This window comes from Acidobacteriota bacterium (assembly GCA_016716435.1).
Classification (GTDB): Bacteria; Acidobacteriota; Blastocatellia; order Pyrinomonadales; family Pyrinomonadaceae; genus OLB17.
Map to the genome: position 1 here is coordinate 443,736 of JADJWI010000008.1, position 13,473 is coordinate 457,208.

A 13,473-nucleotide genomic window follows, 5' to 3' on the forward strand; every position below is an offset into this window, starting at 1 on the left:
GGTATGATGCAGGTATTGGTTCGAAGTTGCCCGATTTAACGGAATAGCGGGGGCGGCTTGGTCGGTTTTCCGGCAGGATCGATACCGAAGTGTTCGTAGGCAAGGCGGGTCGCCATCCTGCCGCGGGGCGTACGGTTGAGGAAGCCGATCTGGAGAAGGTACGGCTCGATTATTTCTTCGACCGAATCTTTTTCTTCGTGAAGGGAAGCGCAGATCGTGCCGAGGCCGACGGGGCCGCCATCGAACTTTTCGATGATGGTCAGCAGCAGTTTGCGATCAAGTTCGTCGAGGCCGTAGGTGTCGACCTCCATTCGGTTAAGCGCGTCGTTGGCGACAAAATCGGTGATCTTGCCATCGTGATCGACCTCGGCGTAATCGCGAACGCGGCGTAGCAATCGATTGGCGATTCGCGGCGTTCCACGCGAGCGGCGGGCGATCTCGTTCGAGCCTGTCGGATCGATCTCGACCTCGAGGATCTTCGCCGAGCGTTCGACGATCTGCTGAAGTTCGTCGATACCGTAAAAATCGAGATGAAAGATAATGCCGAAGCGGCCGCGGAGCGGAGCGGTGATCATACCGGGCCGCGTGGTCGCGCCGACGAGCGTAAATTTCGGCAGTTCGAGCTTTATCGAGCGGGCGGCGGTGCCCTGACCGATCATGATATCGAGGCTGTAATCCTCCATCGCCGGATAGAGAATTTCTTCGATCGCCGGATTGAGCCGATGGATCTCGTCGATGAACAGAACGTCGCCTTCTTCGAGGTTCGTCAGGATCGCAGCTAAGTCGCCGGCCTTTTCGATGATCGGGCCGGCGGTCGATTTTAGCGACGCACCCATTTCGTTGGCGACTATGTTAGAAAGCGTGGTCTTGCCGACGCCCGGCGGGCCGGTCAGAAGTATATGATCGAGCGCCTCGCGCCGCTTCAGGGCGGCCTTCATAAAGACGCGAAGGTTATCCTTCACCTTCGCCTGGCCGATATACTCAGCAAGCTGCGCAGGCCGAAGGCTCGCCTCGAATTTAGTTTCCTCGGGCGAGAGGTTTTCGTCTCGGATGTTTACAGCGGCACTTGTAGTCATCTAAGTTCGGACCAAACATTTAGCTCGCCTAACGATTCAAGACGGTATCTTTCTTCAAGTAATTCTGTTTCTCTAACGGAAAACTTTTTCGGTTTTGTCTTTGTAATTCCCTGAATCGTTGGCATAAGCAAGAAGTCTCGTTCTTCATTTCGAAGTGGATTACCAACCTCGGAAAAAAATAACCTTCTGTAGTTTATGTCGGGGCAATAAAGCAATCGTTCAAGAATCCTCAGCCTTTCTGTTTCTGTTCGCACTTTTTGAAGACGAATAAGGTCTTTTGATGCTTCAATGTAGAGAAAGTCTGATAACCACCTGCGCTCAGCCGCCATTTCGGGAGCTTTGAATTTTTCGATAAGTGCGGGCAGATCATTCTTGTAATCGAACTCTGATCGCTCATTTGTCGAATAACCGAACATTGGTTTGTCCACGGAGATCCTGGAAAACACCTGGCCCTGAAGCCGGACTATGCTTCCGCTCCTATTCGCAATATTAGTAGCCTTGCCAAGAGCAAGCCGATATCTCGTTCCTAGGGCAGGACGATGTGATACCCCTTCGGGAAAACAATCGGATCCATGGCCGAACATGAATAGTTCAACATATTCATTCGAATAATGTGGAAAATGGATTGATTCGATTAATCTCAGTTTAAGTCCGACCGCTTCACCTCTAAAATTGCCAGGATCGCTAACTGGTTCGGTGTAGCCGATGACCTCACCGACAAGAATGAACATTCCCGGATGTACTATTGATCTCGGTGGCTCTGGAAGTTGCACCTTCGAACAAGCATTGACTCCCGGACCGGTAAGGACAAAGATCGCGAGTACGAACGAAATGCTAACAAGATTTGCAACATTTTTCGTTTTCATGACTTCGAGTCTCCGTTCGATCCTTCATTATTTCGAGACTCGGAGCCCAGCCGCATCGCTTCTTTGTGTTGGTGGTCGGCAGCGAACAGACCAACGCGCTGTCTCCACCACGGTTCGGCATTTTCGATACGTTGGAACTTGTCCTTCAACGTGGAAACTTTCTTTTCGAGGGCTCCAAACCTTTTTTCGATCTCAGTTTGACTCATCCGATGAACCACTGTCTTTTACAATATTACCACGTGAAATCGATCTTCTACTCAAAAATCAAAACAGCAACCCTTTTGCATGCAGGGCGAAGATGTCCATTGATAACGCGACCGTGCAGTGCAGAATTAAACCCAGCCAGATGCTTCCATTTTTGTAGCTTAACCAGCCGAGAAAGATGCCTGCGGCGATGGCGGCGAGCGTTTCGGGCATCGGTTTGCTGAAATGGATCATGCAATAAGGCACGGTCATCACAAAGATCGAATAGAGCCCGAGCGACGGTTTCAGGCTGTGCACCAGAAATCCGCGAAAGAAAAATTCGAGCCCGAAAAACTGGAGAAAGTATATCAGTTCCCAGATGAGCAGCGTTTGCCCGATGTACGGCTCGCCGTTGTAAACCTGCAAAAATGGATACTTCGCCGCAAAGCCGTCGGTCAGCGACATCAGATAGACAATCGGCAGCATGATTGCGGTGCACACGGCGAGGAGCTTCCAAAACCCGGGCTCCAAACGCGGCTTGAGGCCAAAGTCACGCAGATCCGCACGCCATAGAAACTTGATGATCAAGGCAGGAAGTACGAAATAGAACACCGTCACGACCAACGACCACCAACCGAGTCCAGGCAGATTATTCTCGGGCGAATAGGCGATCCACTGGCCAAAACTCTCAAGGCTCGTGCCCTCAAGAAACGCCGCGACCGCCTGCTGATTCTTGAAGTAGAAAATGCACGACAGCCCAAACGCCGTGTAGAGAAGGGCGACCAAAACTTTGCTGTCCAAACCTACAAGGTCCGAACGGAATTTTACAAGGGTTTCTCGGATCACGATGTTAAGGGCCGCGAATGGGAAATTATAGGATGAACTAGAAGGAACTCGAAATCGTTTTCGCAATCGGGGCGATGGAGCGCCGTTTGATGGTTTTCAACGGCCGAGGGTTATGGGGAGGTCTTTTTGGGTGGTGTTGCCGGAGAAGTCGGCGGCGAAGACGCGGAGGATGTAGTTGCCGGGCGGGAGCGTGGCGGGGTCGATGAAGGCTTCGCTGAAGGTGTCGCCATCGACGCGGTTCGTTACCGCGAAGTTGAAGATGGTCTCGCCGGTGGCGCCGGAACGGCTGCCGGGTGCGTAGGCAAATTTGACGGCGCGATGCGATGGCATTTTCTCGAACGAGATGGTCCAGGCGTTTGGTTTTGAACTTGTAGCCGCGGCGGCGTCGGCGGCCGGGATCAGCTCGTAGCCGAGGCGATACGGAGCGAGGCGTCGGCGCTCGGCGTTGCCGTCCTTGCGATCGTAAACCTTGGCGACGACGCGGGTTTTTGCGGCGAGCTCGTTTTCCGCCGGGATCTCCATCCAGCTTTCATTAAACAGCCGTATTTCCTCGATCACGGGAGCGATCGAGTCCGAAACGCCGGGCAAAATAAGTGCATCGAGCGCGTTCATCTCGGCACCGGGCCGGCCGGCGATGAGGTGGACGTGGTTCATCGCGTTGAGCGTGCCGATGGGCTCGCCCGCTTTGAACTTCGCACCGCGCGGAACGCGGACGGAGATGGGCTTGCGGGTCGCGGCGTCGAGTTCGAAAAGGAAACGCGGGTCGTTAAAACGGCTTTCGTCCGAGCCGCGGCCGAGACGGATGTGAACGTAGCCGATGGTCGGCATTCGGAGCAACTCACGCAGGGTGCCGAAGTTCTCTGCGGCGTGCGGGTCGAGGACCTTTTCGTCGCGGATGAACGTGGCTGTTTCGCCGTAGGCACCGGGAATGTCGAGCCCGTTGTGGAACCACGCCTCGGACGTCTGGTCGATGATCTCGCCGCGGATCTCGCCAAGCGTGCCGGCAATTTCACGGGTCCGCTCGGGCGGGTCGTAAGGCCAGCGACCGGGCTGGAGCGAGCGAAACTCGGCGGCGGTCAGCGGAACTCCGCCGTTCGATATCGTTAGTCCCGTTTCAGCCTTCTCGGCATGGACGATCCGGATCGCGGCGTTGTCGCTATCGGCAATGAAGAGAGTGCGGCCGAGCAAAGCGAGTCCCGAGGGACGATTAAAGCGGGCGAGCTGGGGCCGATTGTCGGCAAGGCCGCGTTCGCCGCCGGCGATGGTTTCGAGATATGGGAACGGCCGCAGGCCGATGGCCCGAATGGCGTTGCCATCGGCGATAAAGATGCGGCCTTCCTCATCGGCCGTGACGGCGGTCGGGCCAACGAGCGAAGCCGACGCGGGCGAGCCATCGCGAAGCTCGTAGTCGCCATCGCCGGCCAGGGTCCAGACGCTGCCGTCGGGTTCGACGACGCGGATCCGACGGTTACCGGAATCGGCTACGAGGATCTTGTCGCCCCGCCAGATCGCGATTCCGAGCGGAGTGTCAAATCGCGCCTCGGTTCCATCGGCAAAGCCCTTCAAACTGCCGGCGAGCGTACGGACCGAGCCGTTCTCGATGATGCGAATGCGGTCGTTGTAAGTATCGGCAACGGCGACGCGGCCATCGGGGAAAACGGCGACGCCGGTCGGGCCATTGAAGAGAGCCTCCGCCGCGGGGCCATCGGCAAAGCCGCGACTGCCCGCACGGCCCGCGATATCGGACGGCTCTTTACCAAATGTGAATTGCTTGATCGTATTCGTTCCTGGATCGGTGACAAAAACCTCGCCGACTGGGCCGATGGCGATGCCGGACGGTGTGTCAAAGCCTTTCGTTATCTTGACCTTGGCATCGCCGGGAATGAATGAACGGACCTCGCCCGTTTGCCCGTCCGAGACAAATACGCGGCCATCGCGGATGGCGATGCCGAAGGGTTCGGCGAGCTTATCTTCAAATGAATAGGCGGTCGAGACACGCGAAAATTGGTACGGCGTAATCGTTTCGGAGCAGGCGGCGGCAAGCAAGACCGCGGCCGCGATAAAAAACGCAGCGAGGATGCGAAGGCGATTTGATGAGATATTACTAGGCACCCGAGAAGAAAAAAAATTTGCCCGAAAACGAAGGACTCTGCTACTATCTTCCTACAAGTTACAAACACATTTCAAACGAACTTTTCGGGAGGGACAGGATAATGCTTTCATTACAAGACCTGCTCGGGCAGGACCAGGGCAACGCGGCACTCGGCGAGATCAGCAACACGGTCGGGGCCGAGCCTTCGCTGGTGAACTCGGCAATTCAGATGGCTTTGCCGGCGATAATCGGCGGCCTGGCGAACAATGCGGCCGACCCGCAGGGGGCCCAGAGCCTTGATCAGGCGCTCGAACGCGACCACGACGGCAGCATTTTCGGCAATCTCGGCGGGCTTGGGAGCATGATTCTCGGCCAGCTCCAGACGCCGGAGCCGACGCCGAAACAGCTCGACGCCGGCGGCATGCTTAACCATATTTTGGGCACGAATCAAGCTCCGGTGGTCGAACAGGTGAGCCAAAACACCGGGCTCAATATGGGCCAGGTAGCGCAGATATTGATGATGCTCGCTCCGCTCGTGATGGGATATCTCGGCAAGCAAAAGCAGCAGCAGGGCGTCGGTGCCGATGGGCTCGGCGGGTTGCTCGGCGGCTTACTCGGCGGGCAGTCGGCGGCTGCTCCGCAATCGAGCGGCAACTCGATGATAGACCTCGCCACGTCAATGCTCGACCGCGATGGTGACGGCAGCTCGATGGACGACATCGCCTCAATGGCCCTGAACTACATGACCAAGCGTTAACGGATATTAGCCAACGAAGGCCCCGTATTTGCCAATGCCGCGGCCCCGTTTGTTGATTGACTTATAGAAAGCAGGAGACTAACCTTATATTTTCAACGCGTGGTGAGTTATTGCGACTTGCGGCCACGTAAAACAAGCGGCTAAACAGCAGAGAGGTCAATATTTCATGAAGCTCTGTGCTGTACTGGTACAGAGTTTTTTATATGGATTTGGAGCAGCGAATCTCGATTCAAGTACTTAATGAAGAGGCGGATTTTTCTCGTCTTCTTTGGCGGACGCGCCGCAGGACCTTAATTGTCACGATCTTCCTTGTTTGTTTGGTACTAGGTTCGTTTTCATTCTACGCAAGCTTATCAACACCGGCAGATCCCGAAAATGATCTTCGCTTGGCTATTTACATTACCTCGATGTTTGTCCCTCTTTTTGTCGTTTTCGTCGTGTACGTCGCACTTAGGGCCCACGCGAAGAAGGCCGCGGCCGAGGCCGAATTCGTGACGATGACCTTCGACGACGAAGGCGTTGAAATCGACGGTCCGAGAGCAAGCTCAAAGACTAGATGGACCGCATACAAGAAAATAGTAGAGACCCGGGACGACTTCATTTTCTATATCCAGTCAAATATTTGCTACGGCGTACCGAAACGATTTTTCGACGATTCGGGGCAGATTGAAATAGTGAGGTCTCTAATTTCTAAGAATTTTCGAAAATGAGCTTCGAGTTTTTCCTATGAACTTTCTTGATCTATTAAAACAAAGGGTCGTCGTTTTTGACGGGGCGATGGGGAGCAATCTGCAGTCGTTGGATCTGTCGATCGATGACTGGGGCGGGCCGGAGTTTGAAAATTGCTCGGAGAATCTGCTCTACACGCGGCCGGACGCGATCGAGACGGTGCACCGCAGCTTCTTGGAAGTCGGCTGTGACGTGATCGAAACGAACAGCTTTGGCGGCAGCGAGGTCGTGCTGGCGGAGTTCGGCATCGTCGAAAAGACGTATGACGTCAACAAAAAAGCGGCCGAGCTTGCGAAGCGGTTGGCGAATGATTACTCGACGCCGGACAAACCGCGATTCGTTGCGGGGTCGATCGGGCCGGGAACGAAGCTTCCGACGCTCGGGCACATTACCTATCGCGACCTGAAGAAAGCCTATGTCGAGCAGGTCCGCGGGCTGATCGACGGCGGTTCGGACATTCTGATCGTAGAAACGTGCCAGGACCTTTTGCAGACGAAAGCCGCACTCGCGGCGATCTTTGACCATTTTGCCGCGAATAAGATGCGGCTGCCGGTCATCGCTCAGGTGACCATCGAAACTTTCGGGACGATGCTCAACGGGACCGAGATCGGTGCGGCACTGACAGCGCTTGAGCCTTTCCCGATCGACGTCATCGGGATGAACTGCGGCACCGGGCCGAAGCAGATGGCCGATAGCTTCATGTATCTTTGCGAGAACTCGCCGATGCCGGTTTCGGTGCTGCCAAACGCCGGCCTGCCCGAGGTGAAGGACGGCAAGCAGCACTACGACGAAACGCCGGAGAGCTTTGCTGCACAGGTCGAACACTTTGCGAAAGACCTCGGGGCAAGCATCGTCGGCGGCTGTTGCGGCACGACGCCGGAGCACCTGAAGATGGTGATCGATCGCGTCGGCGGCCTAGCTCCAAAGGTGCGCGATGCGAAACTCGCCCCGGCGGCGGCCTCGATATATTTCCAGCAGCCCTATACGCAGGACGCCTCGTTCCTGATAGTCGGCGAGCGGGTAAATGCATCTGGTTCGAAGAAGATGCGCGATCTGCTCGACGCCGAAGATTGGGACGGCCTGGTCAACCTGGCGAAGTCGCAGGAGAAAGAGGGTGCTCACATCCTTGACGTCAACGTCGATTTCGTCGGCCGCGACGGCGTTGCGGACATGCACGAGTTGGTCGCTCGGCTCGTCACCAGCGTCAAGATCCCGATAATGCTCGATTCGACCGAGTGGGAAAAGATGGAAGCGGGGCTCGAGCACGCGGGCGGCAAGTGCATTCTAAATTCGACGAACTACGAAGATGGCGAAGAGCGCTTCCTGAAGGTGCTCGGCCTTGCGAAAGAATATGGTGCGGCGGTCGTCATCGGGCTGATCGATGAGGACGGCATGGCACGGACGGCGGTCGATAAACTCAAGATCGCTCGCCGGGCTTACAAGCAAGCGACCGAATTTGGCATTCCGGGGCACGACATATTTTTCGACCCGCTGGCATTGCCGATCTCGACCGGCATTGAGGAAGATCGGAAGAACGCCGACGAGACGATCAAGGCGATACGGCAAATAAAGGAAGAGCTGCCCGAGGCGAATCAGATACTTGGAGTTTCGAACATCTCGTTCGGGCTTTCGCCGGCGGCGCGTGTCGTTTTGAACTCGGTGTTTTTGCATGACTGCGTTGAGGCCGGGATGAACTCGGCGATCGTCAATGCCTCGAAGATCCTGCCGCTGATGCGGTTCAGTGAGCTAGAGATCGACACGGCCCGCGACTTGATACTTGACCGCAGAAAGTTTGACGGCGAGGTGTGTACGTACGACCCGCTGACGGAATTTACGAAGCTTTTTGAGGGCAAGACGGCACAATCGATCAAGCCGGACATCACAAATCTTCCGATCGAAGAGCGGCTGAAGCATCACATCATCGACGGCGAAAAGATCGGGCTCGAGGATTCGTTGAAGCAGGCGCTCGAAACATATCCGCCGCTCGATATCATCAACAATCTGCTTCTTGACGGGATGAAGGTCGTCGGCGACCTCTTCGGAGCGGGGCAGATGCAGTTGCCGTTCGTGCTGCAATCGGCCGAGGCGATGAAGGCCGCGGTGAAGTTTCTTGAGCCTTTTATGGAAAAGGCCGATTCGACCAACAAGGGCACGATGGTGCTCGCGACCGTTAAGGGCGATGTGCATGACATCGGCAAAAATCTGGTTGATATCATTCTGACAAACAACGGTTACAAGGTCGTGAATCTCGGCATCAAGCAGCCGATCGACGAGATCCTGCGGGCCTGGGAAGAAACGAAAGCGGACGCGATCGGGATGAGCGGGCTGCTGGTGAAATCGACGCTGATAATGCGCGACAACATCCAGATAATGAAGGAACGCGGCATCAATGTGCCGGTCATTCTCGGCGGAGCGGCGCTCAACCGAAAGTATGTGGACAACGACCTCAAGCCGCTTTACGATGGCCGCGTCTTTTATGCTCGCGATGCCTTCGACGGGCTGCATGCGATGGACGAGCTGACGCAGAAAGATCTCGCCACAGAGAACACAGAGCAAAATGAGATAGGAATGGCGGTCGGTGCGGAAGCGGAAATACGATCAGCCGGGAGTGAATCTGGCGAGATCCAGACAATAGCGGATTCTGAAGACCTCGTGGGCGAGGATGCGAAGTTGGGCGTTGAGGCGGCGAGGGTTTCGTCGCGTTCGAGCGGAGATACGACGCACACGAACCGGTCGGATGTTGCGGTGCTTGAGACGGTGCCGACGGCTCCGTTCTATGGCTCAAAGGTCGTGGAGATCACCGACCTGACGAAGGTGTTTGCGTTCATCAACGAGACGGCGCTCTTTAAGGGCCAGTGGCAATTCAAGCAGGGCCGGACGACGCCGGAGGAATACGCCGCGTTGCTGGAAGAGACGGTCTATCCGAAATTTGCCGAGATCAAGGCACAGGCGATCCGTGAAAAGCTGCTCGAGGCGAAGCTGGTCTATGGGTATTTTCCGTGTAATTCGGAAGGTAATGACCTGATCATTTGGGAAGATGACCTGAAGACCGAACGGATGCGTTTCACCTTCCCACGGCAGCCGATGGAACAGCGGGGCGGGAAGAGCTCATGCCTTGCCGATTACTTTAGGCCAGCGAACTGGCCGCCCGCTGACGCAGGCGGTTCTGACAGTGGCGGGCCCGATGTTGTGGCGTTTCATCTGGTCACGATGGGGCGTCGGGCGAGCGAGCACTCTGCGAAGCTTTTTAAGGCGGATAACTATCAGGATTATCTGCTCTTCCACGGGCTGTCGGTCGAATCGGCCGAGGCCCTTGCCGAGATGTGGCACAAGCGTATCCGCGAAGAACTCGGCATCGCCGGGGCGGACGCGCCGGAACTTGCAAAGCTTTTTCATCAGGGCTACCAAGGCTCGCGATACAGCTTTGGCTATCCGGCCTGCCCAAACCTAGAGGACCAATCGAAGCTTTTCGAGCTGCTCGACCCGGCCCGGATCGATGTAGAACTGAGCGAAGAATTTCAGCTCGAGCCAGAGCAATCGACCTCGGCGATAATCATCCACCACCCGGAGGCGAAGTACTTTAATATTGAGTAGGGCTGTGTTCGTCGATCACAGGCCGAAAAGGCTCTTGAGTTTTGCATCAAGGTCGGGCCCGTGCAGATTTCGAGCAACGACCTTGCGGTCAGAATCAATAAGAAAACTCGCCGGTATTGCAGTGACCGAATAATCGAACGCTACGGGCGTGTCGTATTCTTTCAGGTCCGAGACGTTCGGCCATATGCGTTTATCGGCTTCGATCGCGGCGACCCACCGATCGCGTTCGGAATCGAGCGAAACACCGTAGATCTCAAATCCCAAGGGACGATACTTGTCGTATATCGCCCGAAGTTCCGGACTCTCACGGCGGCAGGGAGCACACCAGCTCGCCCAGAAATCGATCAAAATATACTTTGCTTTGACCGATGACAACGGGACGGTCCGCCCGTCGGCATCCGGTAGAGAGATCTCGGAAACGGTTCCGCCGATGTTGTTCCGCTTGATCAGATCCACCTTTTCGCGGACCCTTTCGGCGACTGCGAGGCCGGTGTGCTTATTGGAGAGGGCCGCCGCGATCGACTCGAGAATCGGAAGATTGTGGCCGCCATCCCAGCGGACCGTAGTCGCGTAGGCGGCGATCGAATCGGCCATCTTTTCCTGTACAAAGGCGATCAATTCATCGCGGTGCTTGTCGTAATTCGTTATCTCAAGGCTCGCGAGACGGGCATACTCCGGATCACCGGCAGTTCGACCCGCCTTTTCCAGATCCGCGATCTGCTTTCTCACCGAGAGTACCAAACGGCCGAGCGATTCTTTGCGAAAACTTTCGTAGGCCTCGAGCTTTGCGGTGTCGTCCGAACCTGAGACCTTTACGCTCGATAGGTCCTCGGCATTGCCGGAAACGACCAGCCGTTGGCCGCGGCCGATGGCAAGGTCAATGCTCTTTCGCCCATAGATATCCAGGCGGTAAAGATGCGGTTCATTATTGAACGCCATTGAGAAAGCACCGTCTGGACCGATTGGGATGGTGGCTACTTGTGTTTCCTGCCGCCGGTTCAGGTCATCCTGCCGAAAGAGGACGACGGAGCCCTCGCGGTGGCCAGTCAATTTACCCGAGATGGTAAATACAGGCTCGGGAGTTTGCGAACAGGCGGAAAGCAGCGAAAGGGCAAAAATGCCGAAGGCGGCGGTTCTTCTTGTCATAAAAGCTATATTTAGGCTTGGCTGGGTCGCTTAAAAATGACCTGATGGTTCCGAAATGGCGGCACAGAGACCCGCACTCAGTATAGCGGCAGGCTATTGTCAGTCCAATCGGAGAAGCAAGGACGCGAAGTTTTGTCCAAATGAATCCCGCGGAGTTCGTGGCAAAGGACCAATTGTTGTAAAATATAGCATTTCCCGCACTTAATAACGAACAAAATTATTTATGACAAAAACAATTTTTATCGCCGGTTCGGGCGGGATCGGCGAGGCTGCTGCGTTATTGTTGCGCGAGTGGTGCGAGTTTGAGACCACTATTATTCTTGGTGACATAAGCGAAGAAAATTTGGCGAAGGCGAAGGCTTTTGTGTGCGATGGTTCGGAGAAATGGACCGCGGTCGAGACCGTGTTAATGCTTCGCGAAGGCGTGAGCGACGAGATGCGGTCGGCGTTTGAGCGTTCGGACGTCTTGCTTGACTGCTCGCCCGGCGGACAGGCTCCGCGGATGGCGAGTTATGCCAAAGAGTTCCGGATGCATTACGCCAACCTGACGGAATACGTTGCCGAGACGGACGCGATAATGGCGCTCGCAAATGACGCCGAGACCGGCTTCATCCTGCAAACGGGTCTCGCTCCGGGTTTCATCAATGTTCAGGCGATGGCGCTTTACCGCGAATTTGTCAGCAAATACGAGAATGAGAATGTCGAGCGGGTCGCGATGAAGGTCGGAGCACTGACGGCCCATGCCCACGCGCCGCATTATTACGGCTTTACATGGTCGCCGATCGGCGTTGCGACCGAATATGTGAAGAACTCGCGTGTGATCCGCGATGGCAAGATCACCGAGCGTCCCGCACTTTCGGCGCGTGAGGCCATCGTCATCGGAGCACGCACATACGAGGCCGACCTTACATCGGGCGGTGCCGCCGACCTGCCGGATTTCTTTGAGGGAAAGGCTCGCGAGCTTGACTACAAGACGCTCCGCTATCCGGGCCATTATGCGTGGGTCGAATCGGTTGAAAAGAAGCTCGCGAAAGATGAGCATCTCGCCGAGAACCTTGAGAAAGTGATGCTCGAACGAGTGCCTTCGGTCGAGGACGATCTGGTCGTCGTCCACGCTTCGGTCGATGGGTTCGATTCGACCGGCCGGCGGCGGATGCTCGAGAAGGCATATTTCGTCGAGCCGCTTGAGATAAACGGAAAGCGGCTGCGTGCGATCCAGACGACGACCGCGGGGCCGCTCTGCCAATCGGCGATGATGCTGCTCGGCGGTGGGCTGAAAGGCGTCGTGCTTCAGAGTGAGATCGAGCCGGCGGAGTTTCTGAGCGGCAGATTCGTCGTGGACATATACAAATGAGGATCGTCTGCATTTCAGACACGCATAATTGCAATGAGCAGGTCGCCGTCCCGGATGGCGACCTGCTTATCCATTCGGGTGACGCGACGATCACCGGAACGCTGCACGAGATCAAGCTATTCAATCGGTGGTTTGCTGAGCTGCCGCATCCGCTGAAGATCTTTGTTGCCGGAAACCACGACACGCTCTTTGAGCAGCGGCCTGATGATGCTCAGGCGTTGCTTGATCTCGGCGTCATCTATCTTCAGGATTCCGCGATCGAGCTTGAGGGTTTGAAGATCTATGGAAGCCCGTGGCAGCCGCGGTTTTACGATTGGGCGTTCAACCTGATGCGCGGGGCCGAACTGGCCGAGAAGTGGAAGCTTATACCAGACGATGTTGATGTGCTGATCACGCACGGGCCGCCGAACGGAATACTCGATCTCGTCCCGCGGCAGGGCTGGGATGAGAAGACCGGCTGCGAAGAGTTGCGGAAACGCGTCGAGGCGATTGCCGAATTTGGCCGGTTGCAGCTCCACGTCTTTGGCCACATTCACTGCGGTTACGGCGTCCACGAAGATCTCGGCGTGAAGTTCGTAAATGCTTCGATCTGCGATGAGGACTATCGCCCGTCGAACAAGCCGATCGTCATCGATATCTAGCTCTTCCGGTTTCGGCCCGCAAAACTCAAAATGCTAAACTTCATTTTTCGCTGCGTCCGGCTAAAGAAAAAGTTGGCCAGATTCGATCGTTGCTTTGTGACCATTGTGTGACGCTTTGTGGGCTTTGTGTTCACATCTTTCTTAAACACAGAGAGCTCAAAGTAGTGGCACAAAGAGCACAAAGGTGCG

The 13,473-nt window shown here is 55.8% G+C and carries 10 protein-coding genes and 1 riboswitch; of the genes, 5 read left to right on the forward strand and 5 right to left on the reverse strand.

Annotation, left to right across the window (positions count from 1 at the left end):
* Positions 1–35: 35 nt before the first annotated feature.
* From ruvB to IPM21_14025, 4 genes are all read right to left on the reverse strand, one after another.
* Entirely contained in the window at positions 36–1,076 is a 1,041-nt protein-coding gene (gene ruvB, locus IPM21_14010; protein MBK9164993.1) for a Holliday junction branch migration DNA helicase RuvB, read from the reverse strand.
* Positions 1,073–1,942, reverse strand: a complete 870-nt coding sequence (locus IPM21_14015; protein MBK9164994.1) for a hypothetical protein — start codon at positions 1,940–1,942, stop codon at positions 1,073–1,075. The genes ruvB and IPM21_14015 overlap by 4 nt, the downstream gene beginning before the upstream one ends.
* Positions 1,943–2,206: 264 nt before the next feature.
* Positions 2,207–2,926 carry a CPBP family intramembrane metalloprotease gene (locus tag IPM21_14020; protein ID MBK9164995.1) on the reverse strand — a complete coding sequence of 240 codons (720 nt, stop codon included), beginning with the start codon at positions 2,924–2,926 and terminating at the stop codon, positions 2,207–2,209.
* Positions 2,927–3,067: 141 nt separating this feature from the next.
* Complete coding sequence (locus IPM21_14025; GenBank protein MBK9164996.1) at positions 3,068–5,083, reverse strand: hypothetical protein; 2,016 nt, start codon at positions 5,081–5,083, stop codon at positions 3,068–3,070.
* 101 nt (positions 5,084–5,184) lie between these two features.
* Here IPM21_14025 and IPM21_14030 point away from each other — a divergent pair, with 101 nt between their 5' ends.
* The 3 genes from IPM21_14030 to metH all read left to right on the forward strand — a co-directional run bounded on the left by IPM21_14030 (position 5,185) and on the right by metH (position 10,143).
* Positions 5,185–5,820, forward strand: a complete 636-nt coding sequence (locus tag IPM21_14030) for a DUF937 domain-containing protein (GenBank protein MBK9164997.1) — start codon at positions 5,185–5,187, stop codon at positions 5,818–5,820.
* A gap of 89 nt (positions 5,821–5,909) precedes the next feature.
* Positions 5,910–5,985: riboswitch (SAM riboswitch) on the forward strand.
* Positions 5,986–6,023: 38 nt separating this feature from the next.
* The gene (locus IPM21_14035; protein ID MBK9164998.1) at positions 6,024–6,530 is read left to right on the forward strand and encodes a YcxB family protein; all 507 of its coding nucleotides are present in this window, start codon (positions 6,024–6,026) and stop codon (positions 6,528–6,530) included.
* 16 nt (positions 6,531–6,546) lie between these two features.
* Complete coding sequence (metH, locus tag IPM21_14040; GenBank protein ID MBK9164999.1) at positions 6,547–10,143, forward strand: methionine synthase; 3,597 nt, start codon at positions 6,547–6,549, stop codon at positions 10,141–10,143.
* Positions 10,144–10,158: 15 nt separating this feature from the next.
* On the opposite strand, the gene IPM21_14045 is transcribed toward metH, so the two are convergent.
* A complete protein-coding gene (locus IPM21_14045) occupies positions 10,159–11,289 on the reverse strand; it encodes an AhpC/TSA family protein (protein ID MBK9165000.1) in 1,131 nt (376 codons plus the stop codon).
* Positions 11,290–11,512: 223 nt separating this feature from the next.
* Between IPM21_14045 and IPM21_14050 the strand changes: the two genes are divergently transcribed.
* A complete protein-coding gene (locus IPM21_14050; protein ID MBK9165001.1) occupies positions 11,513–12,643 on the forward strand; it encodes a saccharopine dehydrogenase NADP-binding domain-containing protein in 1,131 nt (376 codons plus the stop codon).
* A complete protein-coding gene (locus tag IPM21_14055) occupies positions 12,640–13,284 on the forward strand; it encodes a metallophosphatase domain-containing protein (protein ID MBK9165002.1) in 645 nt (214 codons plus the stop codon). The genes IPM21_14050 and IPM21_14055 overlap by 4 nt, the downstream gene beginning before the upstream one ends.
* Positions 13,285–13,473: the final 189 nt, after the last annotated feature.

Coding starts and splice junctions, on each gene's coding strand:
- ruvB (MBK9164993.1), bottom strand. CDS start 1,076: ATGACTACAAGTGCCGCTGTAAACATCCGAGACGAAAACCTCTCGCCC.
- IPM21_14015 (MBK9164994.1), bottom strand. CDS start 1,942: ATGAAAACGAAAAATGTTGCAAATCTTGTTAGCATTTCGTTCGTACTC.
- metH (MBK9164999.1), top strand. CDS start 6,547: ATGAACTTTCTTGATCTATTAAAACAAAGGGTCGTCGTTTTTGACGGG.
- IPM21_14030 (MBK9164997.1), top strand. CDS start 5,185: ATGCTTTCATTACAAGACCTGCTCGGGCAGGACCAGGGCAACGCGGCA.
- IPM21_14045 (MBK9165000.1), bottom strand. CDS start 11,289: ATGACAAGAAGAACCGCCGCCTTCGGCATTTTTGCCCTTTCGCTGCTT.
- IPM21_14055 (MBK9165002.1), top strand. CDS start 12,640: ATGAGGATCGTCTGCATTTCAGACACGCATAATTGCAATGAGCAGGTC.
- IPM21_14035 (MBK9164998.1), top strand. CDS start 6,024: ATGGATTTGGAGCAGCGAATCTCGATTCAAGTACTTAATGAAGAGGCG.
- IPM21_14050 (MBK9165001.1), top strand. CDS start 11,513: ATGACAAAAACAATTTTTATCGCCGGTTCGGGCGGGATCGGCGAGGCT.